A 25,112-nucleotide genomic window follows, 5' to 3' on the forward strand; every position below is an offset into this window, starting at 1 on the left:
CAGCGAACTCGTGCTTTCTGATTAATCCGGATGAGCGCTGGTCAGAATATGGGTCAGCCCCCCGCAGTCGACCATCGAGTCTTCACAGTTAACAACAATATCCGCACGGCTCAGCACGTAACTCTTTCCGGTAATGGTATTTTCCACCACTTCGTGATCCCCTTCCTGGCGCACACTCGTGAACTCGCCGATGAAGCCGGTTTCCCGCAGGGAAACAGTTTCCAGGCGGTCCCCCGGTTTGATCATGCCCTCGTAGTTCATCAGCGCAAGCCGCGCCGAGGTGCCGGTACCCGTTGTGCTGCGGCAGATAACACCAGGGTGCACATAGGTGGCTGACCGGGAGCGATAGAAGTGATCCGACAAATGCTCCAGCGGCCCCATGAAATGGAGAAAAGGCAGTGGCCCCACATCGCCCAGGGTGTAGTGGGAGAAACCCCGTTCCGCCTGAATCGCTTCAGTAATATGGTAGGCGCACTCGGCGAGCTGACGCTCTTCATTCAGGTGCAGGGAAAACCCCAGACTTGATGCGTCCACGAGGGCATAGAAGCCACCACTATACGCAACACTGTAGGTCACATTACCAATCGACGGTACGTTGATGCTGGCCCGGTAGGTATGGATATAGCTGGGAAGCCCCCCACATGTAATGGCTTCCACGACACCGTCACGTACAAGGGCATCAATATGGACCAGGCCTGCCGGTGCCTCCAGAACAAAGCTCTGCCAGCCCTCACGCTTGGGTACGATACCCGTCTCAAGTACTGCCGTGGCTGTGCAGATGGTGTTTGACCCTGAGTAGATCGGGTATCCCATCACCTCCATGATAATGTAGCCTGCCACTGCCTCGGGATCGCTCGGTGGCACCAGCAGATCAACGGACATTTCCGGGATGCCATAGGGCTCATGCAGAAGCAGCCTGCGAAGGCCGTCCGCCTCATCGCGCAGGTATTCCATCTGTGCCCGAACGGTATTTCCGGGTAGCTGGCAGATACCGCCAGTCACAATCCGGCTCACGTCGCCGCCGGCATGGGTATCCATCAGTTGCAGGTTAAGTTCAGGATGCATTACTGCTTCTCCAGGGCAAAAGGGGCGCCATGCTCGGCCCACTGAGCATCAGGGACTATCACGATCTTGCCCAGGTAGTTGCTACTGCGGTTAACGAAGTAACGTTCCGCCTCGTGCAAATCCGAGAGCCTGAAGGCTGCGTGCAGCACCGGCTTGAGCTGGCCACCGCGTATCCATGTGACCAATTGATCCGCCTCTTCCCGGGTGCCATGGGACACCCCGAAAACCTGCACCTGGTAAAGATAGATGCGGGTCCACATAATTTCACTGACATTGCCCGCACTGGCACCGGCAATGCTCAGGCGCGGGTAGTCGCCGCGGCTGTTCATATCGAAAATCATGGTATCTATAAACTGGTCGGTCATATCCCCACCGGCCAGGTCCATCACCGCATCAATGGGGCGCCCTCCGGTAACTGCGCGAACCTTGTCGGTGAAGTTGGTCATGTCCGAGCGATCCAGCACAGCGGCGGCGCCCAGCTTGAGTAGCGCCTCCGCCTTGTCCTTCTGGCTCAGTGCATAGGGGGTAGCGCCCATTATCCGGCAAAGCTGAATGAGCGCAGTACCGACACCCCCACTCGCACCGGTAACAAGTATGCGCTCTCCGGCCTTTACCCTTGCAGAGGTAAGCATGTGCAGGGCGGTCTGGTAGGAACACATACCCATAGAGGCCAGTTCAGCATCAGCCAGATCAGCATTTTCGATGTGGTGGAACTGGTCGGAGGACACCGCAATATACTCGGCGAAACCGCCATCGGCACCGTGACCGTAATAGTCCGGTGTGAGGTTGATGTCACGGCGGTCGTCGGCGTACAGATTGAAATCCAGCAGGCCTCGCTGACCCACTCGGGCCTCATCAACACCTTCACCAACAGCAACCACATGGCCGACTACATCCGCCCCCTGAATCCTGGGGAAGGTCAGCGTGGCTGAGCCGCCCATCTGAAAGGAGGTCACCTCGCCCTTGTCCTTGGTCGGATAAAGGCCTTCCCGTGCCTTGCGGTCAGTATTGTTCTTGGCGGTGGCGGTTACACGGACAAGAACTTCTCCCGCAGCGGGTTCGGGGGTGGGTACATCTTCGGTATATTCCAGTTTTTCAATGCCACCATGCCCGGTGAGCAGCATAGCTTTCATGGTCTTTGGGATCATGGGCGTTCTGCTCCTGTATCTGCTGGGTATCTGGTCAGGATAGGTTAGATTTCTGGTGGTGTCAGGAGGGTAATGGTGAAGATCGGGCCATATCGGGGTCATCGGTGCCCTACGACTTTTGTTGTAGCACTTAACCGGATACTCTGTGTGGAACAGTGTCTTAAGAGTGCAGTTATGGCAACCTACAAGATTGAAATTGATGAAACCTTTGATGTGCCGCGAAGCAGGGTGTTTGCCCTGTTTGCCGACCACGAGCGCTTCGGTAAGCTGCTGGGCGCCCCGGTAAAGAGAATTCGTGACAGTGACCAGGCCGACCCCAACGGCGTCGGATCTATCCGCAAAATCGGGCTCGGCCCCATCGGCCTCAAGGAAACAGTGATTACCTTTGAGCCGGACTTGCTGATCGAGTACACCATTTCCAGCATGAGCCCCATTCGCAACCACCTGGGCAGAATTCGCTTTGAGGATGTCGCTGACGACAAAACCCGGGTTCTGTACACCATTTCTTTTGACGACATTGTGCCCTACACCGGAAAACTGGTGAGTTCAGCACTGGATCAGGGCATACGCAAAGGTATTCGGCGCGTTCCCAGGCTTGCCTGAGTGTCGCCACAAAACATTACTTGATGGATGTCAGTTTATTGACCTGACGCAAAAGGTCGCGTTTGCCAATTTTGTACCCTCCCGGAAATTTTGCAGTATCCGGCCATTCGGGCCGGATAGTCAGCCTACCGGGAGACAAGAATGGCAGCGGAACCCATTGTTCTGTTTGATAACGGGCACCACAAATGTCTGATGTTCGATTCACTGGTAACCGGCGAGGGCGTGCAGTCCAACCAGTTCCTCATAGTTGATGGCAAACATGAGGCCCTGATTGATCCGGGCGGGGATCTGACCTATACCCCCCTGTCGGTTGCTGCCTCGCGGTATATGAACATCCGCGACATGGACTATGTGTTCGCCTCCCACCAGGACCCGGATATCATCGGTGCTATTGACCGGTGGATCGTTCACACCCGCGCCAAAATTGTCACCTCCAGACTCTGGGCGCGCTTCCTGCCGCACCTGGTATCCGGCTATGTGACCGGGCAGCTGAGCGGGAGCGTGTACGACCGTATTGTGAGTGTACCGGACGGTGGCATTAACGTGCCTTTCGGTGAATCCTTTATCCAGTGCCTGCCGGCCCATTTCATGCATTCGGTAGGCAACCTGCAGTTCTATGATCCGGTCTCGAAAATCCTGTTTTCGGGGGACCTTGGAGCCTCCATGGGTGGCGAGCACGAGCACGAGCCGGTGACAAACTTCGACAAGCACATACCCAACATGATCGGCTTCCACCGTCGCTACATTGCATCACGTAAGGTGTGTGAGTTGTGGGCCAACATGGTACGGCAGATGGAAGTAAGCGCCATCGTGCCGCAACATGGTAAACGTTTTGAAGGACCGGCAATGGTGGAACAGTTTCTTAACTGGGTATCCAGCGTTGACTGCGGCATTGACCTGGTCAGCCAGGAAAATTATCGCCGACCGGTGGACTATCTCTCGGCGTAACCGCTAGCGGACACCGGCAGGGCCTGCACCGCGACCCTGGGGTGCAGCGCTTGGTTGGCCCTGAATCCGGCGGCTACGGGGATCGTCACCGGAAGATGACGGCAAACCTTCAATGCTCTCCGGATTCACCCCCTGGGCCCGGGCGCGGTCTGCCATTTTCAGGCGGTGTTCATCCAGAATGGCCTGGCGCTCCTGCTGACTGCCGGCCGACCGCATGCGATCCTGCAACTGCTCCCTCTCCTCGGGCGTCATAAGCCCGGAGCCGGTCACGGGCTGGCCGCCCTGGGCACGCATCTGATTCTGGACTTGCACCTGGTCCTGCTGGGGTAAGGATTGCTGGGCCACAGCCAGCCCTGGCATTGCCATTAACAGGGTGAAATTCAGAAAGACAACTGCTGAACGTTTCATCGTTCCGCTCCCGGTCCAAGGATCGCCAGAGTATGTCTGGCAACCGCATCAGTTAGCTATTGGCCCGAGCATACTTACGTTTACCTCGCGAATAAATGGGAGGCTCCGAATCCCTGACATCAATGACCGGATGGTAACACTCCGGCAACCGCTGCCCTGTCAGGGATCCTCGGCCGCCATGACCTGCCAGTAGTGAGCCTGGATCGGGTTTGCCTCGACACCAGTGCCGTCGGCATACGCTCTTGCAACCTCAGCCATACTCAGCCTGTTGCCGGCTTCGGCTGCTTTCAGATACCACCTGAAAGCTTCAGAATCACTCTGCTCCACCCCCAGACCTGCGGCGTACATATTTGCCAGGTTGTACATACCCTGATGGTTGCCCGCCTCGGCAAGTGCCTGGTAGCGTTCGAATGCCAGGTCATACTGGCCCATCTTGTAAACTGCATAGGCCTCCAGAACCCTGACCATTTCGCGAGCCACGCCCAGTTGCTGGTCGGAGTCATCACTGTGTGCGGCTTGCGGTAGCAGCATCATAAAACCCGCGGCCATGGCTATCAGACTGGTGGCGTGTCGAGGTGTCATGGAAGCCTCCCGGCATCAAGGGACACTCTCACGCTATCAGTTGGAAAACACAGCGTCTTTGACCCTAAAGTGCCGAAGGTTTACAACTTTGGGTGGGGCAGGCTGACGGTAAATAACGCTGTCACCGGTGTGTCTTGTCGAGTAAAATCCGCACTTTTGAAACAATATCGAGGCAGCGAAATGGGCAGAGCCTATCAGAACCGCAAAGACTCCATGGCCAAAACGGCCGCCGCCAAAACCAAGGTTTACAGCAAATATGGCCGTGAAATCTATGTCTGCGCCAAGTCCGGTGGCCCGGACCCGGACAGCAACCTGTCACTGCGTGGCCTGATAGACCGCGCCAAAAAGGATCAGGTGCCCGCGCATGTCATAGAGAAAGCAATCGAGAAAGCACAGGGCGGAGCCGGTGAGGACTTCTCCCCTGCCCGCTACGAGGGTTTCGGGCCCGGTAACTGCATGGCCATCGTGGATTGCCTGACGGATAACCCCAACCGTACCTTTGGTGACGTTCGCCTCGCTTTTACCAAAACCAAATGCAAAATTGGCACCCAGGGCAGCGTCAGCCACATGTTCGATCACTGCGCCATATTCGGGTTCAGGGGCGATGATGAGGAAGCAGCCCTCGAAGCGCTGATGATGGCTGATGTGGATGTTACCGACATTGAACATGAGGACGGCATGATTACCGTGTTTGCTCCCCATACGGAATACGCCAAGGCCCGGCAGGCACTGCAGGAGGCCTTTGAGGGCCTGGAATTCGAAGTGGATGAGATTCAGTTCCTGCCCCAGACCACCACCACCATCGAAGGCGATGACATTGGGCTGTTCGAGAAATTCATGGACATGCTCAACGACCTGGACGACGTTCAGAACGTCTACCATAACGCAGTGATCGCCGACGTACAGGAGCAGTAAATTGCCAAGGGTCGTCATTCTGAAAACCGGTACCACTTACCCCACCATCCGCGAAGCATTCGGGGATTTCGACAGCTGGTTTGTAGCCGGGCTTGCGCCGGAGCTCAACCTGCAGGTGGTGGACGTGACCGTTGACGACCTTCCGGGCCGGCCACAGGAGTGGGACGGTATTGTCGTCACCGGTTCGCCGGCCATGGTCAGTGACCGGGCACCGTGGAGCGAGCAGACCGCCAGTTGGCTGGCCGAGGCGGTCGCGGCTGAAATACCGATTCTGGGGGTGTGCTATGGCCATCAATTGCTGGCCCATGCCCTGGGTGGCGAAGCGGGCTTTCATCCCGGGGGCCGGGAAACCGGGACCCACCAGGTAACATTGCTGGATGCGGCGGAGGATGATCCACTATTCAAGGGGCTTCCCCGCGAGTTCCCGGCCCAGCTGACCCATCGGCAGTCCGCCCTCCGGCTGCCGGAAAATGCTGTCCTTCTGGGCTGTAACGACTTTGAGGCTCATCAGGCGTTCCGGGTTGGCCCCTGTGCCTGGGGTGTTCAGTTCCATCCAGAGTTTTCATCGGACATCATGCGGGCCTACCTCAAGGTCCAGGCACCGGACCTTGTCAAAGAGGGGCTTGATGCCGACTCCCTGCTGGCAGGAGTGAAAAACGCACCGGAGGCCTCCTCCCTTCTGGACCGTTTCTCGCAGATTGTCATGAACCCCTGACTCTAGTCGAGAATATAGGCTGTTTTTTCCATGGCATTCTCGTCTTCATCAACAAACCGGAATTCATTCCAGCCAATCCGTACCAGATCATTACTGTTCAGGCGCTGACGTCCACTGATACGGATGTCGTTGACGAAGGTGCCGTTGGTGCTGTTACTGTCGGTGATGTAGTAATCCACCGTACCGTCCAGGTAGGCATTGGGTACCGACTCGATGATGGCGTGACGACCGCTGACGGAAATCTCGTCGATGCGGATATCGTTATCTGCGCCCCTGCCGACACGAACCTCGGGCTGGTCCAGCTCGAAGGTATTCACCACAACGTTGTCCACCAGTTGGGAAAGTGATGCCATACACAGGGCTCCTTCTCTAATCAAGTATCAGAAGAACAACAGAGACGTTGTCCGGTGCTTCATTGTCCAGGCTTGCATTGACCAGCGCCCGAGCCTTTTCTTCCGCCGACTTCGGGCCTGACATCAAGGGTATCCAGTCAGCCTCTGGCAGGGCTTCTGTAAGGCCGTCGGAACACAACAGCAGGTAATCGCCCGGGACCAGACGGACCCGCTGGTAGCTGGCATGCGCGGAAGAGGCTCCCAGAGCCCGGGTGAGTACGTTGCGGAATGGTACGTGGGGTACGTCATCCGGCTGGATACTGCCATCTTCCAGCATATTCTGAACCACTGTGTCGTCCCGGGTCAGACACCGCAGTTCGTTCTCGTGCACAAGATAACAACGGGAGTCACCCAGGTGGGCGATATGGGCTTCGCCATCGATGACCCAGGCAATAACCAGAGTGGTACCCATTCTGGCAAGCTCCGGTTCCGTTGCCCGTCGCTCCTGTATGCGCTCATTCGCAAGGTTTATGGCTACCCGTATGGCCTCCTCTGGCTCGGCCGATTGAAAAGGGGCTGCAGGCACCAGGCAGGCTCTCAGAGACTCCATTACTGTGTCTACCGCGATCTGACTGGCAATTTCTCCGCCCTGATAGCCCCCCATACCATCGGCGACCACCAGCAATGCCTGTCGGTTATCGTCACTGATCAGCCAGTCAATGGCATCCTGATTAGCTGCGCGCACGGACCCCACATCGGTAAGGCCGGCTATTCGGGGAGTCATCACGATGCTTCCTCCTTCGCCTCACGGGATACCTGCCGCCGCAGTGCTTCTGCCATGGTCGCGGCACTAGAGAAGCGCTTGTCCGGTTCCCGTTGTATGGCTTTGTTGATAAGACGCACAATGCCATTAGGCAGCTCCGGATTAAACTCCCGGACACTCCTCGGGCGCTTGTTCAGAATCTGATAGGTCAGATTCGCCAGCGTATCACCCTGATAGGGCGTTTCTCCGGATACCAGTTTGTACAGTGTAATACCCAGGCTGTAGGTATCAGACGCGCCAGTTACCTTCTGGCCCTTAAGTTGCTCGGGAGACATATAGAGCGGGCTTCCCATAACGTTACCGGTGCGGGTCCTGGAATCATCCGAGATCTTGGCTATTCCGAAATCGGTGATTTTGATTTCGCCGTTGTCCGGGTTGAAGATGATGTTGCCCGGCTTTATGTCGCGGTGAATAATCTTCTGGCGATGAGCATAGTCCAGGGCATCCGCGACTCTGGCAACGATGTCCAGCACCGTTGCCAGCGGCAGCAGCCGACCCGGCTTGCAGAAATCACTGAGCGGGCGCCCTCGGGCATAGTCCATGGCAATGAATGCCAGGTCCGCTTCCTCTCCCACGTCATACACGGTGACAATGGCCGGGTGACTGAGGCGCCCGGCAGCCTCCGCTTCCCGGAAGAACCGGGACTTCAGGTCTCGCAGCTCACTGTCATCGAAAGCCTGATAGCTGAGTGTCTTGATCGCCACTGTGCGGGCGATTTTCGGGTCGGTGCCAAGATAGACCACCCCCATGGCGCCACGCCCGATCTCCCGTTCAATCTCATAACGGCCCAGGGTTGGCCGGCTCACACTCTGCTCCGGCAGCACCAGCGTTCGAGTACTGTCGAAGCCTCCCGCTACCGCCGCGGCACCTTCCGTATTCAGGCTTTCCAGGGCCGCCAGGCGCTTGTCTGTATCCCGATACTTACGTTTCTGTTCGAGGATCTGACGGTACGTGGCACAGGCCTTGTCATACTGGCGTTTGCGCTCCTGCTGGATCGCGATATCGTACTGCAGGCCAAGGGTGTCCTCACTCGGAGGGCATTCTGAAAGCACTTCCAGCGCCTCGTCCGGCTGGCCCTGCTGTAGTAACAGTTTGCCGAGACGGGTTCTGGCTGCCTGTACATTCTGTGACAGCGACACGATGTCCCGCCGGGGTTGCAGCCAGAACAGCATGATGATGTAGCCTGTCACCAGCAGGGTGACCACTTCCCCGAGCGGCAGCCAGGCACTCTGGTAAAACATGAAGGCAGCCTGAAGCACCACCAGTGATCCCGCGAGCAGCAGAATAACAGGCAGGGCCACGCCGGCACCCATCCGGGGAACCGCAAGCACCAGGAACAGCGCAGCCCCCATGATACCGGAACGGGTGGCAACGTCAGACCAGAGAGGTTCGGAAAGCCCCCGGGTCTCCAGGGCCTGGGCGAAGTCCCCTGGCGGCATATTCATCACCGCGCCGGTGTCACCAATACCGGAAGGATTTCCGAGAGAGCCAAACAGAATGCGGTCCAGCCAGCCCAGCATCGGGATTGCCTCTCCCATAAAGACAAAGGCGAGCGCAAGCACAACTATGAGCAGGCGCAGACTGAACAGGCGGGAAACTACAAAAGCCAGTGAATTCACAGGAGCCGTTATCGTAAATGATTGATCCTGCAAGTCTAGAAAGTGTTCGCCGGCAGCGATAGGTTACCAGGGGCTGTTTTTTGTAAATGTTTGTGCAGGTGGGACCCGTATCACGCCTCCAGCGGAATAAGCCTTTGATGACAATGGTGTAAAGGACGAAAACAACCATTCTGCCGTATAGTTCGCTGTATGGACGTCTCCGCCAGGAAGCATGACAATGACATTCAAGTTACTGATTGGCCTACTTGTTCTGGCAATCATTACAACCGGCCTTTACCACTCGATCAAATCCCTTCCCCAGGGACTCAGTTACCAGGGTGATGAACAGCCACTTACCGACGCCAGGCTGCTCATCGACAGAACCCTGCACTTCGGCAATGAAGAGCCGCGGCTGGACCACGAGATCTTCGCTGAGATCTTCGAGATGATTGCCAACGCTCAAACCTTCGTGCTGGTGGACATGTTCCTCTTCAACGATAGCCGTGCCGACGGCAGCCGCCAGCTACCGCTGGCACGCATGCTCACGGATGCTCTGATTGCAAGGAAAGACGCTCATCCAGACATGGATATCATTGTGATATCCGATCCCATCAACACGGTCTATGGCGGCACAGTGTCCCCACATTTCAAGCAACTTCGTCAGGCGGGCATTCCGGTGGTGGAAACCCGATTGCAACGTCTGCGTGACAGCAATCCTGCCTGGTCGGGGTTGTGGCGTGTCTGCTGCCAGTGGATGGGCAATTCCGCGTCTGCCGGCTGGCTGCCCAATGTGCTGGGCACACAACCAGTGACAGTTCGCAGCTATCTGGCACTGCCCAATTTCAAAGCCAACCACCGGAAAACCCTGGTAACCGACAGCGGTGAGGGCTTCCGGGCTCTGGTAACGTCCGCCAATCCCCATGACGGCAGCAGCCGCCACAGCAACATTGGCCTTCGATTCGGAGGGCCTGCTGTCGCCGACCTGCTAAGAACTGAGCGTGCCGTGCTGACGATGTCGAGCGCCGATACCACCGCAGTGGACAAGGTGCTGACCAGCCTCCCCGAATCAGAGGCCGAATCGGCGGACACCATCAGGGTGGTTACCGAGTCAGCGATCCTCACGTCAGCCAGAGAAATCATAACCACCGCAGCACCCGGCGACCGCCTGGATCTTGCGATTTTCTACCTGTCCCATCGTACCGTTTTGCAGGCGCTGAAAGAGGCCCACAACCGGGGCGTGGAAGTACGCATTCTACTGGATGCCAATGTCGACGCCTTCGGCCTCAAAAAAAGCGGCATTCCCAACCGGCAGGCCGCCATGGAGCTCCACAACGCCGGTATAGCGGTGCGCTGGTGCCACACCGAAGGCGAGCAATGCCACACCAAGCTTCTTGTCAGGCGCGATCTGAACGGTACTGCACAGCTTCTGCTGGGCTCCGCCAATTTTACCCGCAGGAACCTGGACAACTTGAACCTCGAGACCAGTGTTCATGTACGATCAGACGTTGACTCTGGAATCGTCCGCAAGGCATCGGGCTTTTTCGAGGACCAATGGAGCCACGGCCCCGGAGAAACACCCGTCATGAGCCTGCCATACGAAGCCTGGACGGACGAATCCCGGTTAAGATACTGGCGATACAGGTTGATGGAGGCCACAGGACTGTCTACCTTTTAGATTTGAAGAGGTAACTGTAATGAGCACGCCCGTGCATTCCCGGCCGATCAATGAGCGGATTGACTGGCTGATGGAACTGAGCCGAAACCACTCGGCAGGTTTCTGCAGCCCGGAGAACCACCTGGCCCGTCAACGCTACCTTGCTGAACACAACACCCTCATCATTGCCATGAAGTGCATGGATGGTCGCATTCACCTGCCCCATGTCACTCGCACACCACTGGGAATCATCCAGCCCTTCCGTAACCTCGGCGGCATTTTTGACCTGGGCTGGCCCTACCTGGGAGACCTGCTGGCAGATACAGTGCAAAATGCAGTCAGTGCCGGAAGACGGGTGCTCATTATCATCACCTACCACTATTCCAGGGGGGCAACGGAACGGGGGTGTGCGGGCTTCAACTGCGACCGTGATGCCGCCATGGCCCACGCCTTCGGCATCCGCCGACAGGTCGAGACATTATTCGGTAGAGGACACCAGACGGTGTATCCCCTGGTTTGTGGATTTGAAACCGATGAAGACGCCCTGGTTCTCCATGGTCCGAATGATCAATACCTGGATCTGTCCACCATTCCTCTCTCGGCAACCGACGAGACTGACTCGAAGATAGCAGCTCTGTATCCGGATATGCCGGGAGCGGTGCAGCGGGATCTGTTACCCCTGGTTCGTGGCAATATCCAACACATTGCGGAAATCAGGAAAAGCGACCGGGAACTGAACATTGAACACCGGGAGTGGGTCATCTGCGTGGGAAGAGGCTTCGACTTTCTCCATGCGCCCAATCTTGCCCTGATTGTTGGCCCCTACAGCCCCGACCTGGCACACCCCATACGCCAGGCTGCCGGCATCATCAGGGCCAATATGGAGAGCGGCCGGATACCGGACGACGGATTTCTTTTGCTGTCTTCCGCCCCCTATAAGGAACCTGGAACCCAGAAAGCGCGTGCTACTCTTAAGTCCGCTTTTCTACTGGAATTTGCGGCTAACGTTATTGAACAGGATTTTCCCGAACTGGCAGAGCGGATGGTCACCCGGTCAGCTATCCTCAACTGGCCGGAAAGACGTCTTGAAGTGCAGTCCGCAAAACCGAAGCCGGAACACGGGAATCGTGTTTCATAATCAAGAGCAAGGAGAGACGAATGGAAACTATCAGAAAACATCTGCGGTACGTGTCATTTTTCATGGCCATCATGATGGCCTTTGGCACCGTCTGGGCATCGTCTGCAACAGCAGGTGTCGTTGGCACCGGCGAACTGCTGACGGAGCAACGTGCCGATCTTGACCGCCAGTCACTGCTCGAGATGCTTGAGCGCGACGAAGTGAAAGACAAGCTTGCGCAAATGGGTGTCAGCCAGGAGCAGGTCGAAGAGCGCATCCAGAACCTGACCCCCCAGGAGCTGTCGGCGTTCGAGCAGCAACTGGCGGAAGCGCCAGTGGGTGAAGACGTTGTTGGCATTATCGTGCTGTTCCTGCTGGTCTTCGTCGTCACCGACATGCTGTGTGCTACCAACATCTATCCTTTCATCAACTGTATCCGGTAGCGCGCTGACTTCGTGACTATCTCCACCGATCCGCGTCTGCTGCGAATCGTTGCCAGTGCTTTACTGGCAACGATTCTGGTGGGCTGCGCCAGCCGTCCTCAGTGGCCCGAACCAGACACTCTGGATATGCCCCCTGACGCTGAGAAGCGTGTGGTACTGGACAACGTCCCCTTTTTCGCACAGGAGCGCTATCAATGCGGTCCTGCTTCCCTGGCCATGATGCTTAACAGCCAGGGCCTGAACACCAATCCGGAAGTTCTGAAGGAGCTGGTCTACCTCCCGCAACGCCAGGGCAGCCTGAAGGTGGAGCTGGTAGCAGCTGCCCGAGCCCATGGGCTGCTGGTCTATCCACTGGATGGTTCACTGGAAAGTCTTCTGCAAGAGGTGGCCGCTGGCAACCCGGTACTGGTGATGCAGAACCTCAGATTCGGGTGGTGGCCGCAGTGGCACTTTGCCGTGGTTATGGGATTTGATGCCGAAAAACGGAACATTATTCTACATACCGACACCCGTGATTATCACGAGGAAACGGTGGAGGTGTTCACGGCCACATGGCAGCGCGCAGAAAACTGGGCTGCGGTTATGCTGCCTCCCGACCAGTTACCGGCAACCGCAGAACCCCTCCCTTACCTGATGTCAGCCAATGATCTGGAAACCACTGGCCGGACCCGGGCCGCAACGGCTGCCTACCGGACCGCGGAGCAGGCGTGGCCGGACCAGCCAGCCGCCATCATGGGGCAGGGAAATATCGCCTGGGAGCAGGGCGACCTGGAACTGGCCACGCGCCACTACCAGCGCCTGACCCGGAAATTTCCCGGTGTGGCCGCCGGCTGGAATAACCTGGCCCACTCGCTGGCCGCCCTGGGCTGCGTCAACGCTGCTGAAACTGCGGCCAGCTGCGCCGCCGAGATCAACCCCGAACGTTTTGGCGGGTCAATCCCGGAAGTACTCAACCGGGACAGCACAGGCACCTGCCCGGTGTTGGAATGCCCAGCTTCCGATTAAACCTTCTGAAATAGCGCCACGTCCTTGGCCGGAATATCCAGTGACCAGCCATGGGCCCCGGCGAGCCACTCCATGGTGGCCCGGCGATAGAACACGATATGAGTCGGGTCCCGCCGGTAATGCCAGTTGGCAAAGCGCTCATCATCGGTCTGAAAACAGGTCATAACACCCAGCCAGCCTCCGGGCGCCAGCAGCCCGTCCAGCTGCCGGAAGACCTCCGCCGGACGATGCAGATGCTCCACCACTTCCGTGCAGGTAATAACATCATACTGCCGTTCCAGCACGGAACGCTCCGGATAGAAAAAAGGATCGTATAGTGCCATGTTCATACCCGCCTCCCCCAGCATGACCGCCAGCGCGGGCCCGGGACCACAACCGAAGTCCAGACCACAGGCCCCCGGTTCCAGTCGTTCAAGCAACGGAGTAGTCAGTTTTGACAGAAAACGGCGGTAGCCTTCGTCCTGCGGATTGTTGTCGTGCAGCTCATAGATCGCCTTTTCCTGGCATTCGTCCAGCCAGTCAGCCTCATCCATGACGGTCGCCTCGCAGTTTCCGCAGCGGTGATAGCGGGTGTTATTGATGATCTGAAACGGCACCAGGGCCGGAACTTCGCAAACCGGGCAAAGGGCATTCAATGAGCTCAATTCTTCCATCAACAGTTACAACGCTCCGAACAGCAACACCATTACAAAAGCCAGAACCAACAGAAACCAGGTCGCGTAGCGATTGGCGCGATCTTCAAGCTGTTCCTCATCCGAACGGGGTTCCGACGGTGTAGAAGACTCGTACTCGGCGACCAGCGCACGGGCCAGCGAATAATCGTCATCTTCAACATGGACATTGGTAAACCCTGCAGCACCAATCTCGCCCATGGCACCCTGCAGGTAATGACCTCCAACATGGGACTCAATGCCCCTTGATTCCAGCAGGCCAGCGACAATATGGGCTTCCGCCAGGTCACGGGCACGATAGGCTATTTGCATTGGCAGGCTCCGCAAGCTCAGGGAAAGGCTTACCTGAACCCTAGCCTGAATGTCGCCATTCGTCGACCTGTGTCCGATTACTTTGGCATTCGCCCGGTTCTCTCCAGTCGCTCACCAACCCACTTGTGATAAAGCTTCGCCAGCGCCGGCCGTATCAACGGCAACCCGATCAGCCAGGCGAGGGGTTTCAACAGCCATACCCGTGACATCAGCAGAATATAGGCATCCAGCTCCCGGTGGATATTACCCTGGCTATCTTCCACGTGCAGTTCCTGAAGTGCGGCGTCTGGCTCAATGCCCCGCTGTTTCAGCTCCTCGTCACGGCCGGTGATGTCGACCCACTCCACCGATTCGCCGGTCCTGCCTGCGAGTCGCTCGTAGAGCTTGCGATCCTTGACGCAGCTGGGGCAGGCGCCATCATAAAATACTCGAAGCCGATCGTCCGGTTTACTCATAGCGCTCTCCGTTTCTTGCATTCCATTCACTTGATTACACGATAAAACAATGATTACTGTTATCAAAATGGCCAGAGGATCAGCACAAGGGACGGGGTGTAGCGCCAATGGATACAGAAAGCCAAATCAACGACATCTACCATCGACAGTCCCGCAGGGTACAGGCAACACTCATCCGCGCCCTGGGCGATTTTGATCTGGCGGAAGAAGCCATGCAGGAGGCATTCACCGCAGCCATACAGCAGTGGCCGGAACAGGGTATACCGGACAATCCCGCTGCCTGGCTTATAAAGACCGGCCACCGACGGGGTATCGACCATATCCGCCGGTGCCAGACCGCCAGCCACAACCTTTCCCGTCTCGCTGAAGATACCCCCGTCACATCAGAGCCAGACACCAACCACATTGACGATGACCTGCTGCGACTGATCTTCACCTGTTGCCACCCCGCCCTGGCGGTTGAGGCACAACTGGCATTGACGCTGCGCGAAATTTGCGGACTTACCACCGAGCAGGTTGCCAGCGCCCTTTTGCAGAAGCCCGCCACGACAGCCCAGAGGATCGTTCGTGCCAAACGCAAAATACGGGAAGCCAATATCCCCTACGAGGTGCCGGAGCGCCGCGAGTTACCCGAGCGCCTCAAGAGCGTCCTCAAAGTCATCTACCTGATTTTCAATGAGGGTTACTCATCCAGTGAAGGTGATACCGTTGTTAACGTCAGTCTGGCTGGCGAGGCCATCCGCCTTGCCCGCCTCCTTGCCAGGCTTTTGCCTGGAGGGGAAATATTCGGACTGCTGGCGCTTATGCTATTGCACGATTCACGGCGCAATGCCAGACAGGATGAAAGCGGCGCACTAATCACTCTGGAAGAGCAGGACCGAGAACTCTGGGACCATGAGCAGATCAGTACAGGACTGGCGTGGCTGGAGCAGGCCCTGCGACTGACCCCGACAGGCCCCTACACCCTCCAGGCCTCAATTGCCGCGGTCCACGCCGAAGCCACCAGCACCGAACAGACCGACTGGGGGCGCATCGCGAGACTTTACGAAGCACTCTACCGGCAAATGCCCTCCCCGGTGATCGCCCTGAATCGCGCGGTAGCTGTTGCCATGCGGGACACGCCCGAGGACGGCCTGAAACTCCTTGACCAGCTTGCGGGCCACAAGGCCATCCAGAACTACTACCTGTTCCACGCCGCCCGTGCCGACCTCTTCCGCCGTTCAGGCGACCTGCCGGCGGCAAGGATAGCCTATCAGCAGGCCCTTGCCCTTACCCAACAGGGCCCGGAACAGCGCTTTCTGAGCCAGCGGCTGACAGACCTGGATAACGCCTGACAAATAATTTTCCCCTGGCTGTCGATCTGTCGCGCTCCTGGGCGACCTGGTTATACACATCATCAAGATGGCCAGATCGAAGCCATGATAACCCACGGCGAAACGCCGGCCGCCGAGGAAACGCCAGCAGAATGGCACGACAAGATCATCCACTCGTCCCTGAACCTGGGGGGCCGCCGGATCATGGGGGCGGACATGTCGGGTGACTGCTACACCAAACCCCAGGGTGTCCAGGTACATCTCGAGTACAGCGACGTGAGCCAGGCGGAACGGGTTTTCAATCGGCTGGCGGAGGGGGGCAATGTCTTCATGCCCTTTGCGGAAACCTTCTGGGCCCATCGCTTCGGCATGGTAACGGACCGCTTCGGAACGCAGTGGATGATCAGTAACGAAATCGAAGGCTGCAACTGAGGCTACAGGGAGAACTGCATGAAATACGTAGCACTGGTGTACTACCAGGAAAGCATAATCAACAGCATGACCGAGAAAGAGTGGCATGACCTCAACCAGGAATGCATTGCCGGAGTGGAGAGACTCACCGATCAGGGCAAGTTCATAACCGGTCAACCACTGCAACCGATTGAGGCGGCGACAACGGTAAGGGTCAGGGACGACGAAGTACTGATTTCAGACGGCCCGTTTGCCGAAACCAAGGAACAACTGGCCGGCTTCTACCTGCTGGATGCCAACGACCTGAACGAAGCCCTGCAGTTGGCAAGCCGGATTCCGCCCGCGCGTTTCGGCAGCATTGAAGTCCGGCCGGTTCGTGAACTTCCCCCGAAAGACTGAGACAGAGGAGAAATACATAAAATTCCCCAGCAGAGCGGCAGTGGTTTTGAAACAGTAGAGGGCGGGTAATCGAGTGGCGCCGGCCCCGGCGCCACTGCGTTACTTCCTGGGGTCATCTTCCGGATTCAGATACTCGATACCCCATGGGCCGGTTCCATGCAGCTGTATGACGACTTCCTCCTCAGTGTAACCGAACATGGGGTCTCCCGGTGACATGATGGCAACGCTGCCCTCGGGCAGTGCCGATGCCTTGTCACGGTCGATCTCCTTTCCGTGGGCGAAATGAAACGTACCGGACAGCACCGTCACCCGTTCATATGCGGGATGTATGTGTGGGGCGATCTCGTAGTCCGCCGGTAACTTCAGCCGCATGGTAAACGGCTCTTCTTTGGAAAGATCTCCCTCGATGATCGAGATTTTTGCTCCGGGAGCCATGGAGCCCACGGGGCCCCACTCCAGATCCGAGGGTGTGACCATCATGTGCCCTTCGCCCTGATACGGCGTTGCCGCCATTGCGAGAGGTGATGCGATAAGTAATGTAACCAGTACCAGACTGCAACCGATACTGTAACGATAGGGTGAACGAATGGTTGTGTTGCCTGCCATGGGTTCTATCCTCCTTATAAGTGTGGTTGTGGGCCGGGAACCATCCCGGTCGGCCACAAGGACGCACCAGCGACCATCTTTGTTCCCGCCGTCAGGCCCGATGATTACCGGGAACTTTTCCGCCGGCTGGTGCGTCCTTGCGGCAAGATGGGGGGGGGGAAACACATGGCAACCGGCACACGGCTCAAGGTTCCTGTAAGCCAGCCACGGGAACGCAAAGAGCAGTTTGAAAAACAGGTAACGTGCCTGATGGACCGCCTGTACGGCACTGCCCTGCGCCTGGCAAGACATCCGGATGATGCCGAGGATGTGGTTGCCGAAACCATCTCCAACGCCTGGAAGAAACTGGACCAGCTGGACGACCTGTCTCGCATGGAGGGCTGGCTGTTCAGAATTCTCCACCATACGTTTGTATCCCAATGGCGACGCCGGCAGTGTCGTCAGGACAGGGAGGTAGAGCTCGAACCAGGAGACAATGACAACCCGTTTTCCCTGTTCGAGAAACTGCACCAGCCATTCCTGCTCTGGTGGGGAGCTCCAGAGAAAGAGTTCATGAACGCGTTGCTGCAGGAAGACATCAGTAAAGCCATCGATAACCTGCCGGATGCCTATCGCATCGTGATCGTGCTGGTCGAGGTTGAAGGTTACAGTTACGAGGAAGCGTCCAGGCTGCTGGATCTGCCGATGGGTACAATACGATCCCGCCTGTGCCGGGCCCGCAGTCTTCTGCAGAAGGCGCTCTGGCAGCAGGGCCATGACGCAGGGCTGGCCAGATGCGGCGGTCATTCACCGGGAAACACCAGTGGAGGTGATGTATGAAGGAGTCCTGGATTTCCTGTGAAGAGGTTATCACTCGACTGTTCGACTACCTGGACCGTGAAATGGACAGCGACACCAGTGCCGAAATAGAACGGCATCTGGAGCGCTGCCACGACTGCTTCAGCCGGGCAGAGTTTGAGCGTAGACTCAGAGAACGGATTGCCACCAGTGGTCGCCAGGAAGCGCCACAACGGTTGCGCCGCCGGATAAAAAACATCATCGAGCATTTCTGACACGTCAGGCGCTGACGGGATTGACTGGGTGCACTGAGAGAGGGACGCCATCATGGTTGCCATTCTTGGATACTCGCCACAACAGATCACCGAGGCGGTTCAGCAGATGTACACCGCAGTGGCGGAATTGCCCGATACCCGCTTTCATTTTCCGGTTGGAAGAGAGGCCTTCCACTTTCTTGGCTATGCGGCCAGCGATATCGACACCCTACCTCAGGGTATCCGGGAGTCCTTTGCCGGTGTCGGCAATCCCTTTACAGCGGGGACCCTGCGGCCCGGCGATACCGTACTCGACATAGGCGCTGGCGCCGGCAACGACTCCCTTATCGCAGCCAGACAGGTTAGCCCTGATGGTCGGGTGATTGCGCTGGACCTGACGTCTGCAATGACCCGGAAGCTAAAACACCACACCGAGAACCAATACCCCCGTGTCGAGGTCATTCAGGCCTCTGCGGAACGTCTGCCTCTGACAGACGAGAGCATCGACAGCATCACCAGCAACGGTGCTCTGAACCTGGTACCCGATAAACGACAGGCTATCCGTGAAATGTTCCGGGTGTTGAAACCCGGTGGACGGCTGCAACTGGCCGATGTGGTCATCAACAGACCGGTCAACGTCAACTGCGATTCCGATCCACGCCTGTGGGTGGAATGCGTGGTTGGTGCCACGGTGGAAGACAGCCTGCTGGCCATGCTTGGGGATGCAGGGTTTGAAAACATTCGCATCCTGCGCCGGCTGGACTACTTCGCCCACAGCCCCAGCCAGCAAACCCGTGAAATTGCTGAAAGTTTTGGAGCCCACTCAATTGAGTTGACAGCCAGTAGGTCCGAAAAGGCACCCGCCCGGTTCAGCCAGTGGCTCAGGCGCTGTCATCCGAAACGCTGGCTGGCAGACCTTCACCGCCGCGGCGTGCTCGGCCTGGCTGCGCTGATCATGGCCCTGGTCAGTTGCTACGGCGCGCTGGCAGCGGTAAGCGTACTCGCCACTCTGGGGGCGGGAATGGCTCTCAATCCGGAACTCAGGGCCGGCACCATTGCCCTGTTTACGATCCTGGCAACCGGCTTTATAGCCACTGGCTTCCGGCGTCACCGCTCGGGCGCACCGGCGGTACTGGCGGTTATCGGTGCCGTATTTGTGCTGTACGCCCTGTTTGTCGAGTATGCCGTGCTGACTGAACTGGCCGGATTTGTTTTGCTGGTGGCTGCCGCTGGCCGCGACCTCTTTCTGCGACGGCGAGAGGAAGCGACCCGGCTTGGACTGAAAGGGGGGAATTACACCTGAACCTTGCCTCTCAAGGCTTTGGTTTTGCCTTTTTTGGTTTTCTTATCAACACGCCGGCGCTGGGATCCCTTGGTAGGACGCGTGGGACGACGTGCTTTCTGCTGCTTTACCGCCTCCTGAATCAGCTCCTTCAGGCGCTCAAGGGCATCTTCCTTGTTCAGCTCCAGGGTGCGGTATTTCTGCGCCTTGATGACAATGATGCCTTCCTTGCTGATGCGCTGGTCAGAGAGCGACATCAGCCGCTCCTTGTAGAATGGCGGCAGGCTGGAGTTGAGAATGTCGAAGCGCAGGTGAACCGCAGACGCCACCTTGTTGACGTTCTGGCCCCCGGCTCCCTGGGCGCGGATCTGGGTCAGCTCAATCTCCCAGTCACCCAGTTCAACAGAGTTGGAAATTTTCAGCATGATGGTTCTGTTTTATTGATGGATTCCTGCAGGCTGGCGTCTAACTCGTCTTCATCCGGCTGTTGCTCGCTGATGACCTCGATGCGCGACAGATCCCTTGGCTCGCATTCTGACACCGAGAGGGCACCATCAGCCATATTTATGGTCCGCCAGCCGTCACCAGTGTGCACCACCGCTTTGAACCTGACAAAACGACTGTCCATGGACAACGCCAGCAGACCAGTTTCAGAAAAAACCGTATCCGGGTGAACCCGCCAGCCCAGGCTGAAGTGCCCTTGCCCCTGGTTACTGACCCGCTGCCAGGGTTCGTCCCGGATATCAGGAACAGGCATGGGCTCCGTCGAATCGTGGTGATGATGTGCATGGGGCGACCCTACCTCCGGCAACGCGGTATCGCCATCCAGCCAGCCGATGTTCATTCTGCCCTGCCGGGTATGAAACACAGCGGTTTTGGACGGCTGCAGGCTAGCTACCCAGTCATCGAAACGGGCAAGCTGCTCCGGCTGGCACAGATCCGTCTTGTTGGCCACGACGATATCCGCCGCGGCAACCTGATCCCGGAACTGTACGTTTTCCAGAACCCTCGTCTCCTCCAGTCGCCTTGGATCAACCAGACAGAGCACCGGACCCAGTTTCAACACATCCTGGTAGTGCTCCCCCGTGAGGGTTTCGATGATCTGGGAAGGATGCCCAAGCCCGGTGGGCTCAATCAACAGTCGGTCAGGTCTGGCTTTGTGGATCAACTGATTGAGGCCGATCTGCATGGGCAACCCCGCCACACAGCACATACAACCACCGGGAACTTCCCTTACAAAAGCGCCTTCAGTTTCCAGCATGGCGCCGTCAATGCCCACCTCGCCGAACTCATTTACAAGAACCGCCCATACTTCTCCGTCCGGCTTTTTCTTCAGCAGGTCCAGGATGGCGGTGGTCTTACCCACGCCCAGAAAGCCGAGCACCAGATTGGTGGGTATTGGTGATGTCATAGATTATCCGTGTCGGTAACATGTCGGTCAAAAGAAAGAGTCGGAACCATTAAGTGTTATAACATAACATTGTAGTATTCCCCTAATACCCGCTCTCGCAAGACCCTTGGTAATGTGAACAGGCTACCACCAACAACCACAAGGAGAAGGTATGAGCGGCAAAAAGATACTGATGATTACCGGTGATTTTACCGAGGACTACGAGACCATGGTGCCCTTTCAGGCGCTGCAGGCTGTCGGACACACAGTTCATGCGGTATGCCCGGACAAGAAGTCGGGAGATACCGTGGCTACAGCGATTCACGACTTTGAAGGCGACCAGACCTACACTGAAAAACCTGGCCACCGGTTTGCCCTGAACGCGGACTTCGCCGGGCTCAACCCCGCTGATTATGACGCGCTGGTAGTGCCTGGCGGCCGTGCACCGGAATATCTACGCCTGAACGAGGACGTGAAGAACCTGGTGCGCCACTTCTTCGAAGCCGAAAAACCCGTGGCGGCCATTTGCCATGGCGCCCAACTGCTGGCAGCCGCAGGCGTACTTGAGGGCCGCGAGTGCTCCGCCTATCCCGCCTGTCAGCCGGAGGTGGAACTGGCTGGTGGTCGCTTCGCTGCCATCGACGTTGACGCAGCGGTGACCGATGGTAATCTGGTGACAGCACCGGCATGGCCGGCCCATCCCCAATGGCTGGCGCAATTCTTCAAACTGCTGGACAACTGACAGAATCGGGGCCGCTCCGGCGGCCCCGGACTGATGAGGATAACGCCATGTGCAAACTCTTCGTACATGCGGATTCCGATCTCTGGGTCAGCCGCACGCATTCTCTGCGCATCGACGGTATGGTCACCAGTATTCGCATGGAAAACGCCTTCTGGAATGCCCTCGCGGAAATCGCCGCCCGCGACGGCATGAACCTGCCCCAGATGATCACAAAGCTCTACCACGAATCCATTGATGCCGGGCACGATCTGGGCAACTTCACCTCATTCCTACGGGTGTGCGCCATGCGCTACCTCGCCCTGCAACTCAGCGGCGATATTCCCCGGGACACCCAGGTGCCGATCGCCTCGCTGGATGCCGACAGAATCCTCGCCCGCAACATGGATCAGAAGCCACCCAGCGAAGCGACCCACTGAGCGGCGACTGCGGATTTATTCCAATGGCGGAGTGGGTCGTACCAGTATCTCGTTGACGTCCACATGCGCTGGCTGGGATATGGCGTACATAACCGCCTGTGCGATGTCGTCCGGTTTCATTGCATTCGCCGGGGGCTGATCGAAGAACGGCGTGTCCACCATACCCGGCTCAATAAGAGTGACACGAATACCAGAACCCCTCAGCTCTTCTCTCACACCATAACCAATGGCCGAGACCGCCCATTTGGTAGCGCTGTACATGGAGCCAGGTATAGTGGTCCTGCCGGCGGCAGAGCCTGTGAGCAGCAGGTGGCCCCGGCTTTTTCTCAGTGCCGGCAGGCAACACTGGACGGTCAGCCCGGCACCGTAGATATTGGTCAGGATCATGTCCTTCCATGCCTCATGATTGGCGCTGCTGAACCCTCCAGGCTCACCCCCACGCCCGGCGTTCACAAACACCGCATCAATCTGACCAAAGGTCTCCAGGGCATTATTCACCACCGCCTGCTGGTCTTCCATGCTCTGAACATCACAACGGGCAACCAGTACCCGCTCACCGCCGCCCAGTTCGCTTTGCAGGTGTTTCAGTTTATCCTCCGAACGGGCTGACAGAACCAGTCGATAGCCCGCTTTTTGGGCCGCGCGCGCCGTTGCCTCACCAATGCCGGATGAGGCACCAGTAATAAGCATGACAGGGTCATTGTTCATCGTTTGTCTCCTTTGCCAGGTGTTGCTAACAGTGTTGCAGATTAGCTACGCGACCTGAAGCTTGTACAGATCACTTCGGGCATGAGGGTTCCGGCGTCAATATCAGGTAGTATACGGCCAGACGTGCCGGCCAAAATTGATTGACCGGCCAGGCGAACCAGGCAACCGACGGATTTATGAAGATACCGAAACGATTACAGCCCCTAGTCGATGATGGCATGGTGGACGAAGTGTTGTACCAGTTGATGAGTGGCAAGGAGGCCCAGGTATTCGTTGTACGCTGCGGCGAAAGCGTGCGCTGCGCCAAGGTTTACAAGGAAGCCCAGAAACGCAGCTTCAAACAGGCTGTGCAATACCAGGAAGGCCGCAAGGTTCGCAATACACGCCGCGCCCGAGCCATGGGCAAGAAGACCCGCTACGGCCAGAAAGAACAGGAAGACGCCTGGCTGAACGCCGAGGTAGACGCCCTTTACCGGCTGGCAAGTGCCGGTGTGCGGGTACCAGAGCCATTCGGATTCGTGGATGGTGTGCTGTTGATGGAGATGATTGCCGATGAAGATGGCAAAGCCGCACCAAGACTGGATGATGTAACACTGACACCGGAACAGGCCCGGGATTATCATGCCAGGGTCATCGCTGACGTGGTACGCATGCTCAGTGCCGGTCTGATCCACGGCGACCTTTCAGAATTCAATGTGCTGGTGGACGCTACCGGCCCGGTGATTATCGATCTGCCCCAGGCAGTCAACGCGGCGGGGAACAACAGCGCCGAACAGATGCTGGAGCGGGACGTGGACAACATGCGCCGCTATTTCGGCCGTTTCGCACCGGAGCTGCTGAATACCGATTACGGCAAGGAAATCTGGGCGCTCTACGAGTCCGGCGATCTGCACCCCGAAAGCCGGCTGACCGGCTGCTTCGAGCACGACACCGAAAACGCCGATGTGGACGAACTCATGGCGGTTATTGACGCCGCCAAAGAAGAGGAACGGGAACGCCAGGAGCGGGCCCGCGACGCCGAGGAAGGCGACGACTAGCCGGGTTCGCCGACAAACCTGCCTACTATCCTGTCAGACAGCATCAGGTGGGCAAGTGCCGGGTACGGCAGGTAATGGCTGAGCAGAAATATGACCGCGCCGGTATCCAGTCCGGTGGATAGGCCAACGTAGGCGGCCCAGGCCACGAACAAGGCCCCCAGAAAGCCGCCGTAAGACCAGAGCACCCGCGCCCGCTCATCGGCGGTCGGTACCCGTTTTAACAGGCGGGCCACCGACCAGCTGATATAGGCCGCAATCAGCGCCGCGATAACCACCGAAACCAACACCCCCGTCAATCCCAACAGGAACCGCGCCAGGTAGTTGGTGAGGAAAAACAGCACAATGGCGCTGACTGCAATAATGGTTACCCGCGAACGCTTCAGATCTTCCATAGACAGAATCCCGGCCCGTTACATCAAATGGTTTGCACTGTTTTAACATTCCGGGAATCAAGAAGCGACTTTGCTTCCTGAAGCTGCTCAAAGCTGGACGCGTGGACCGCCAGCACGTACTTACCCTCCCTCAAGGCAGACTGGGCCTTGACCAGATAAGGAGTGTGGTCTGGACGGAGTGTCACACCGCCAGCGACCAACAGCCCGAATACGCCGCCGAACGCGGTCATAACGGAAGCCGCAACAATCGTATTGTCGGTGGCCAAACCAACACCCAGGGCGCTCAGTATCAGAAACAGCACAAAACCTGCTACCGCCCCTATGACACCCAGACCAACGTGGGAACGCACCAGCGTCTGCCAGATTCCCTGGTCCTCCGGCTCCAGTTCCTTGCCCTGATGCCGGTCGGCGGGGCTCAGGACTGTTACCTGCTCATCCGTAAGGCTGGTTTCTTCACATATCGCTTTCGCCGTTCCCCTTGCGTCCGGCTCAGTATCAAAGACTGCGGCCACCTTGTGACCTTGCTGTTCGCCCGTCAAACCCACTGAAGATTTCATGGAAATACCCCCGTGGTATCTCAAAGAATTAATG

Annotated in this window: 33 protein-coding genes; 17 read left to right on the top strand and 16 right to left on the bottom strand. The window is 57.6% G+C overall.

Annotation, left to right across the window (positions count from 1 at the left end; translation table 11 throughout):
- Positions 1 to 21 precede the first annotated feature (21 nt).
- Positions 22 to 1,065 carry a proline racemase family protein gene (locus QPM17_RS04630; RefSeq protein WP_285389170.1) on the bottom strand — a complete coding sequence of 348 codons (1,044 nt, stop codon included), beginning with the start codon at positions 1,063 to 1,065 and terminating at the stop codon, positions 22 to 24.
- Positions 1,065 to 2,213 carry a zinc-binding dehydrogenase gene (locus QPM17_RS04635; protein ID WP_285389171.1) on the bottom strand — a complete coding sequence of 383 codons (1,149 nt, stop codon included), beginning with the start codon at positions 2,211 to 2,213 and terminating at the stop codon, positions 1,065 to 1,067. The genes QPM17_RS04630 and QPM17_RS04635 overlap by 1 nt, the downstream gene beginning before the upstream one ends.
- 174 nt (positions 2,214 to 2,387) lie before the next feature.
- Between QPM17_RS04635 and QPM17_RS04640 the strand changes: the two genes are divergently transcribed.
- On the top strand, positions 2,388 to 2,816 hold the full coding sequence (locus QPM17_RS04640; protein ID WP_285389172.1) for an SRPBCC family protein: 429 nt from the start codon (positions 2,388 to 2,390) through the stop codon (positions 2,814 to 2,816).
- 141 nt (positions 2,817 to 2,957) lie between these two features.
- Positions 2,958 to 3,764, top strand: a complete 807-nt coding sequence (locus tag QPM17_RS04645; RefSeq protein WP_285389174.1) for an oxygen-binding di-iron domain-containing protein — start codon at positions 2,958 to 2,960, stop codon at positions 3,762 to 3,764.
- A 3-nt stretch (positions 3,765 to 3,767) separates the two neighbouring features.
- On the opposite strand, the gene QPM17_RS04650 is transcribed toward QPM17_RS04645, so the two are convergent.
- Both QPM17_RS04650 and QPM17_RS04655 read right to left on the bottom strand, forming a co-directional pair.
- Positions 3,768 to 4,172 (bottom strand): hypothetical protein, encoded by a 405-nt coding sequence (locus QPM17_RS04650; protein ID WP_285389175.1) that lies wholly within the window; start codon positions 4,170 to 4,172, stop codon positions 3,768 to 3,770.
- A gap of 159 nt (positions 4,173 to 4,331) precedes the next feature.
- Positions 4,332 to 4,754, bottom strand: a complete 423-nt coding sequence (locus tag QPM17_RS04655) for a tetratricopeptide repeat protein (RefSeq protein ID WP_285389177.1) — start codon at positions 4,752 to 4,754, stop codon at positions 4,332 to 4,334.
- 180 nt (positions 4,755 to 4,934) lie between these two features.
- On the opposite strand from QPM17_RS04655, the gene QPM17_RS04660 reads away from it, so the two are divergent.
- Together QPM17_RS04660 and QPM17_RS04665 are read left to right on the top strand one after the other, a co-directional pair.
- Complete coding sequence (locus QPM17_RS04660; RefSeq protein WP_285389178.1) at positions 4,935 to 5,669, top strand: YebC/PmpR family DNA-binding transcriptional regulator; 735 nt, start codon at positions 4,935 to 4,937, stop codon at positions 5,667 to 5,669.
- A gap of 1 nt (position 5,670) precedes the next feature.
- Entirely contained in the window at positions 5,671 to 6,384 is a 714-nt protein-coding gene (locus QPM17_RS04665; protein ID WP_285389180.1) for a glutamine amidotransferase, read from the top strand.
- Between the two features lie 2 nt (positions 6,385 to 6,386).
- Here QPM17_RS04665 and QPM17_RS04670 read toward each other — a convergent pair whose 3' ends face one another.
- Genes QPM17_RS04670 through QPM17_RS04680 form a run of 3 tightly spaced genes read right to left on the bottom strand, consistent with a single transcriptional unit; the run spans position 6,387 to position 9,158 of the window.
- Positions 6,387 to 6,737 carry an FHA domain-containing protein gene (locus QPM17_RS04670; RefSeq protein ID WP_285389182.1) on the bottom strand — a complete coding sequence of 117 codons (351 nt, stop codon included), beginning with the start codon at positions 6,735 to 6,737 and terminating at the stop codon, positions 6,387 to 6,389.
- 16 nt (positions 6,738 to 6,753) lie between these two features.
- Positions 6,754 to 7,500 (bottom strand): PP2C family protein-serine/threonine phosphatase, encoded by a 747-nt coding sequence (locus QPM17_RS04675; protein ID WP_285389760.1) that lies wholly within the window; start codon positions 7,498 to 7,500, stop codon positions 6,754 to 6,756.
- The gene (locus QPM17_RS04680; protein ID WP_285389184.1) at positions 7,500 to 9,158 is read right to left on the bottom strand and encodes a serine/threonine-protein kinase; all 1,659 of its coding nucleotides are present in this window, start codon (positions 9,156 to 9,158) and stop codon (positions 7,500 to 7,502) included. Before QPM17_RS04680 ends, QPM17_RS04675 begins: the two co-directional genes overlap by 1 nt.
- A gap of 217 nt (positions 9,159 to 9,375) precedes the next feature.
- On the opposite strand from QPM17_RS04680, the gene QPM17_RS04685 reads away from it, so the two are divergent.
- From QPM17_RS04685 to QPM17_RS04700, 4 genes are read left to right on the top strand one after another with little or no spacing between them, the layout of a single operon-like run.
- Positions 9,376 to 10,812, top strand: coding sequence for a phospholipase D-like domain-containing protein (locus QPM17_RS04685; protein ID WP_285389185.1), 1,437 nt, complete (start codon positions 9,376 to 9,378; stop codon positions 10,810 to 10,812).
- A gap of 19 nt (positions 10,813 to 10,831) precedes the next feature.
- On the top strand, positions 10,832 to 11,929 hold the full coding sequence (locus tag QPM17_RS04690) for a carboxysome shell carbonic anhydrase domain-containg protein (RefSeq protein ID WP_285389186.1): 1,098 nt from the start codon (positions 10,832 to 10,834) through the stop codon (positions 11,927 to 11,929).
- A 20-nt stretch (positions 11,930 to 11,949) separates the two neighbouring features.
- A complete protein-coding gene (locus tag QPM17_RS04695) occupies positions 11,950 to 12,351 on the top strand; it encodes a PA2779 family protein (RefSeq protein ID WP_285389188.1) in 402 nt (133 codons plus the stop codon).
- A 12-nt stretch (positions 12,352 to 12,363) separates the two neighbouring features.
- Entirely contained in the window at positions 12,364 to 13,356 is a 993-nt protein-coding gene (locus tag QPM17_RS04700) for a PA2778 family cysteine peptidase (protein ID WP_285389190.1), read from the top strand.
- On the opposite strand, the gene QPM17_RS04705 is transcribed toward QPM17_RS04700, so the two are convergent.
- From QPM17_RS04705 to QPM17_RS04715, 3 genes are all read right to left on the bottom strand, one after another.
- Positions 13,353 to 14,009, bottom strand: a complete 657-nt coding sequence (locus QPM17_RS04705) for a class I SAM-dependent methyltransferase (protein WP_285389191.1) — start codon at positions 14,007 to 14,009, stop codon at positions 13,353 to 13,355. The genes QPM17_RS04700 and QPM17_RS04705 overlap by 4 nt on opposite strands.
- Positions 14,010 to 14,015: 6 nt before the next feature.
- Entirely contained in the window at positions 14,016 to 14,339 is a 324-nt protein-coding gene (locus QPM17_RS04710; RefSeq protein WP_285389192.1) for a putative signal transducing protein, read from the bottom strand.
- A 77-nt stretch (positions 14,340 to 14,416) separates the two neighbouring features.
- Positions 14,417 to 14,794, bottom strand: coding sequence for a thiol-disulfide oxidoreductase DCC family protein (locus QPM17_RS04715; protein ID WP_285389194.1), 378 nt, complete (start codon positions 14,792 to 14,794; stop codon positions 14,417 to 14,419).
- A gap of 107 nt (positions 14,795 to 14,901) precedes the next feature.
- Between QPM17_RS04715 and QPM17_RS04720 the strand changes: the two genes are divergently transcribed.
- The 3 genes from QPM17_RS04720 (at position 14,902) to QPM17_RS04730 (ending at position 16,917) form a co-directional block, all read left to right on the top strand.
- Positions 14,902 to 16,128: an RNA polymerase sigma factor gene (locus tag QPM17_RS04720; protein WP_285389196.1), complete on the top strand. Its 1,227-nt coding sequence runs from the start codon at positions 14,902 to 14,904 to the stop codon at positions 16,126 to 16,128.
- A gap of 84 nt (positions 16,129 to 16,212) precedes the next feature.
- Complete coding sequence (locus tag QPM17_RS04725) at positions 16,213 to 16,539, top strand: VOC family protein (protein ID WP_285389198.1); 327 nt, start codon at positions 16,213 to 16,215, stop codon at positions 16,537 to 16,539.
- 18 nt (positions 16,540 to 16,557) lie between these two features.
- Complete coding sequence (locus QPM17_RS04730; RefSeq protein ID WP_285389200.1) at positions 16,558 to 16,917, top strand: YciI family protein; 360 nt, start codon at positions 16,558 to 16,560, stop codon at positions 16,915 to 16,917.
- Positions 16,918 to 17,016: 99 nt separating this feature from the next.
- Here QPM17_RS04730 and QPM17_RS04735 read toward each other — a convergent pair whose 3' ends face one another.
- Positions 17,017 to 17,523 (bottom strand): cupin domain-containing protein, encoded by a 507-nt coding sequence (locus QPM17_RS04735; protein ID WP_285389201.1) that lies wholly within the window; start codon positions 17,521 to 17,523, stop codon positions 17,017 to 17,019.
- Positions 17,524 to 17,688: 165 nt separating this feature from the next.
- Between QPM17_RS04735 and QPM17_RS04740 the strand changes: the two genes are divergently transcribed.
- The 3 genes from QPM17_RS04740 to QPM17_RS04750 are packed head-to-tail and all read left to right on the top strand — an operon-like array spanning position 17,689 to position 19,857.
- Entirely contained in the window at positions 17,689 to 18,342 is a 654-nt protein-coding gene (locus QPM17_RS04740; protein WP_285389203.1) for an RNA polymerase sigma factor, read from the top strand.
- Complete coding sequence (gene rsrA / locus QPM17_RS04745; RefSeq protein ID WP_285389204.1) at positions 18,339 to 18,575, top strand: mycothiol system anti-sigma-R factor; 237 nt, start codon at positions 18,339 to 18,341, stop codon at positions 18,573 to 18,575. The genes QPM17_RS04740 and rsrA overlap by 4 nt, the downstream gene beginning before the upstream one ends.
- 52 nt (positions 18,576 to 18,627) lie before the next feature.
- The gene (locus QPM17_RS04750) at positions 18,628 to 19,857 is read left to right on the top strand and encodes a MerC family mercury resistance protein (protein ID WP_285389205.1); all 1,230 of its coding nucleotides are present in this window, start codon (positions 18,628 to 18,630) and stop codon (positions 19,855 to 19,857) included.
- Here QPM17_RS04750 and arfB read toward each other — a convergent pair.
- Both arfB and QPM17_RS04760 read right to left on the bottom strand, forming a co-directional pair.
- The gene (arfB, locus tag QPM17_RS04755) at positions 19,848 to 20,261 is read right to left on the bottom strand and encodes an alternative ribosome rescue aminoacyl-tRNA hydrolase ArfB (protein WP_285389206.1); all 414 of its coding nucleotides are present in this window, start codon (positions 20,259 to 20,261) and stop codon (positions 19,848 to 19,850) included. The two genes, QPM17_RS04750 and arfB, sit on opposite strands and share 10 nt — an antisense overlap.
- Complete coding sequence (locus QPM17_RS04760; RefSeq protein WP_285389208.1) at positions 20,255 to 21,247, bottom strand: CobW family GTP-binding protein; 993 nt, start codon at positions 21,245 to 21,247, stop codon at positions 20,255 to 20,257. The genes arfB and QPM17_RS04760 overlap by 7 nt, the downstream gene beginning before the upstream one ends.
- Before the next feature lie 151 nt (positions 21,248 to 21,398).
- On the opposite strand from QPM17_RS04760, the gene QPM17_RS04765 reads away from it, so the two are divergent.
- Together QPM17_RS04765 and QPM17_RS04770 are read left to right on the top strand one after the other, a co-directional pair.
- Positions 21,399 to 21,968: a DJ-1/PfpI family protein gene (locus QPM17_RS04765; protein WP_285389210.1), complete on the top strand. Its 570-nt coding sequence runs from the start codon at positions 21,399 to 21,401 to the stop codon at positions 21,966 to 21,968.
- Between the two features lie 47 nt (positions 21,969 to 22,015).
- Positions 22,016 to 22,384 (top strand): ribbon-helix-helix domain-containing protein, encoded by a 369-nt coding sequence (locus QPM17_RS04770; protein WP_285389212.1) that lies wholly within the window; start codon positions 22,016 to 22,018, stop codon positions 22,382 to 22,384.
- 15 nt (positions 22,385 to 22,399) lie between these two features.
- Here QPM17_RS04770 and QPM17_RS04775 read toward each other — a convergent pair whose 3' ends face one another.
- On the bottom strand, positions 22,400 to 23,092 hold the full coding sequence (locus QPM17_RS04775; RefSeq protein WP_285389214.1) for an SDR family oxidoreductase: 693 nt from the start codon (positions 23,090 to 23,092) through the stop codon (positions 22,400 to 22,402).
- Positions 23,093 to 23,268: 176 nt separating this feature from the next.
- Between QPM17_RS04775 and QPM17_RS04780 the strand changes: the two genes are divergently transcribed.
- On the top strand, positions 23,269 to 24,129 hold the full coding sequence (locus QPM17_RS04780) for a PA4780 family RIO1-like protein kinase (RefSeq protein ID WP_285389217.1): 861 nt from the start codon (positions 23,269 to 23,271) through the stop codon (positions 24,127 to 24,129).
- On the opposite strand, the gene QPM17_RS04785 is transcribed toward QPM17_RS04780, so the two are convergent.
- Complete coding sequence (locus QPM17_RS04785) at positions 24,126 to 24,521, bottom strand: hypothetical protein (protein ID WP_285389218.1); 396 nt, start codon at positions 24,519 to 24,521, stop codon at positions 24,126 to 24,128. The genes QPM17_RS04780 and QPM17_RS04785 overlap by 4 nt on opposite strands.
- A 23-nt stretch (positions 24,522 to 24,544) precedes the next feature.
- A complete protein-coding gene (locus tag QPM17_RS04790) occupies positions 24,545 to 25,078 on the bottom strand; it encodes a hypothetical protein (RefSeq protein ID WP_285389219.1) in 534 nt (177 codons plus the stop codon).
- Positions 25,079 to 25,112 lie beyond the last annotated feature (34 nt).

This window comes from Marinobacter azerbaijanicus, assembly GCF_030250645.1.
In the GTDB taxonomy this organism is placed as follows: domain Bacteria; phylum Pseudomonadota; class Gammaproteobacteria; order Pseudomonadales; family Oleiphilaceae; genus Marinobacter; species Marinobacter azerbaijanicus.

Excerpts from the sequence above, each read along its gene's own strand:
- QPM17_RS04685 (WP_285389185.1), top strand. The coding sequence starts at position 9,376 with ATGACATTCAAGTTACTGATTGGCCTACTTGTTCTGGCAATCATTACA.
- QPM17_RS04675 (WP_285389760.1), bottom strand. The coding sequence starts at position 7,500 with ATGACTCCCCGAATAGCCGGCCTTACCGATGTGGGGTCCGTGCGCGCA.
- QPM17_RS04770 (WP_285389212.1), top strand. The coding sequence starts at position 22,016 with ATGTGCAAACTCTTCGTACATGCGGATTCCGATCTCTGGGTCAGCCGC.
- QPM17_RS04765 (WP_285389210.1), top strand. The coding sequence starts at position 21,399 with ATGAGCGGCAAAAAGATACTGATGATTACCGGTGATTTTACCGAGGAC.
- QPM17_RS04635 (WP_285389171.1), bottom strand. The coding sequence starts at position 2,213 with ATGATCCCAAAGACCATGAAAGCTATGCTGCTCACCGGGCATGGTGGC.
- QPM17_RS04705 (WP_285389191.1), bottom strand. The coding sequence starts at position 14,009 with ATGGAAGAATTGAGCTCATTGAATGCCCTTTGCCCGGTTTGCGAAGTT.
- QPM17_RS04630 (WP_285389170.1), bottom strand. The coding sequence starts at position 1,065 with ATGCATCCTGAACTTAACCTGCAACTGATGGATACCCATGCCGGCGGC.
- QPM17_RS04740 (WP_285389203.1), top strand. The coding sequence starts at position 17,689 with ATGGCAACCGGCACACGGCTCAAGGTTCCTGTAAGCCAGCCACGGGAA.
- QPM17_RS04695 (WP_285389188.1), top strand. The coding sequence starts at position 11,950 with ATGGAAACTATCAGAAAACATCTGCGGTACGTGTCATTTTTCATGGCC.
- QPM17_RS04775 (WP_285389214.1), bottom strand. The coding sequence starts at position 23,092 with ATGAACAATGACCCTGTCATGCTTATTACTGGTGCCTCATCCGGCATT.
- QPM17_RS04660 (WP_285389178.1), top strand. The coding sequence starts at position 4,935 with ATGGGCAGAGCCTATCAGAACCGCAAAGACTCCATGGCCAAAACGGCC.
- QPM17_RS04670 (WP_285389182.1), bottom strand. The coding sequence starts at position 6,737 with ATGGCATCACTTTCCCAACTGGTGGACAACGTTGTGGTGAATACCTTC.
- QPM17_RS04725 (WP_285389198.1), top strand. The coding sequence starts at position 16,213 with ATGATAACCCACGGCGAAACGCCGGCCGCCGAGGAAACGCCAGCAGAA.
- rsrA (WP_285389204.1), top strand. The coding sequence starts at position 18,339 with ATGAAGGAGTCCTGGATTTCCTGTGAAGAGGTTATCACTCGACTGTTC.
- QPM17_RS04655 (WP_285389177.1), bottom strand. The coding sequence starts at position 4,754 with ATGACACCTCGACACGCCACCAGTCTGATAGCCATGGCCGCGGGTTTT.
- QPM17_RS04720 (WP_285389196.1), top strand. The coding sequence starts at position 14,902 with ATGGATACAGAAAGCCAAATCAACGACATCTACCATCGACAGTCCCGC.
- QPM17_RS04785 (WP_285389218.1), bottom strand. The coding sequence starts at position 24,521 with ATGGAAGATCTGAAGCGTTCGCGGGTAACCATTATTGCAGTCAGCGCC.
- QPM17_RS04715 (WP_285389194.1), bottom strand. The coding sequence starts at position 14,794 with ATGAGTAAACCGGACGATCGGCTTCGAGTATTTTATGATGGCGCCTGC.
- QPM17_RS04790 (WP_285389219.1), bottom strand. The coding sequence starts at position 25,078 with ATGAAATCTTCAGTGGGTTTGACGGGCGAACAGCAAGGTCACAAGGTG.
- QPM17_RS04690 (WP_285389186.1), top strand. The coding sequence starts at position 10,832 with ATGAGCACGCCCGTGCATTCCCGGCCGATCAATGAGCGGATTGACTGG.
- QPM17_RS04645 (WP_285389174.1), top strand. The coding sequence starts at position 2,958 with ATGGCAGCGGAACCCATTGTTCTGTTTGATAACGGGCACCACAAATGT.
- QPM17_RS04760 (WP_285389208.1), bottom strand. The coding sequence starts at position 21,247 with ATGACATCACCAATACCCACCAATCTGGTGCTCGGCTTTCTGGGCGTG.
- arfB (WP_285389206.1), bottom strand. The coding sequence starts at position 20,261 with ATGCTGAAAATTTCCAACTCTGTTGAACTGGGTGACTGGGAGATTGAG.
- QPM17_RS04710 (WP_285389192.1), bottom strand. The coding sequence starts at position 14,339 with ATGCAAATAGCCTATCGTGCCCGTGACCTGGCGGAAGCCCATATTGTC.
- QPM17_RS04650 (WP_285389175.1), bottom strand. The coding sequence starts at position 4,172 with ATGAAACGTTCAGCAGTTGTCTTTCTGAATTTCACCCTGTTAATGGCA.
- QPM17_RS04640 (WP_285389172.1), top strand. The coding sequence starts at position 2,388 with ATGGCAACCTACAAGATTGAAATTGATGAAACCTTTGATGTGCCGCGA.
- QPM17_RS04735 (WP_285389201.1), bottom strand. The coding sequence starts at position 17,523 with ATGGCAGGCAACACAACCATTCGTTCACCCTATCGTTACAGTATCGGT.
- QPM17_RS04730 (WP_285389200.1), top strand. The coding sequence starts at position 16,558 with ATGAAATACGTAGCACTGGTGTACTACCAGGAAAGCATAATCAACAGC.
- QPM17_RS04750 (WP_285389205.1), top strand. The coding sequence starts at position 18,628 with ATGGTTGCCATTCTTGGATACTCGCCACAACAGATCACCGAGGCGGTT.
- QPM17_RS04780 (WP_285389217.1), top strand. The coding sequence starts at position 23,269 with ATGAAGATACCGAAACGATTACAGCCCCTAGTCGATGATGGCATGGTG.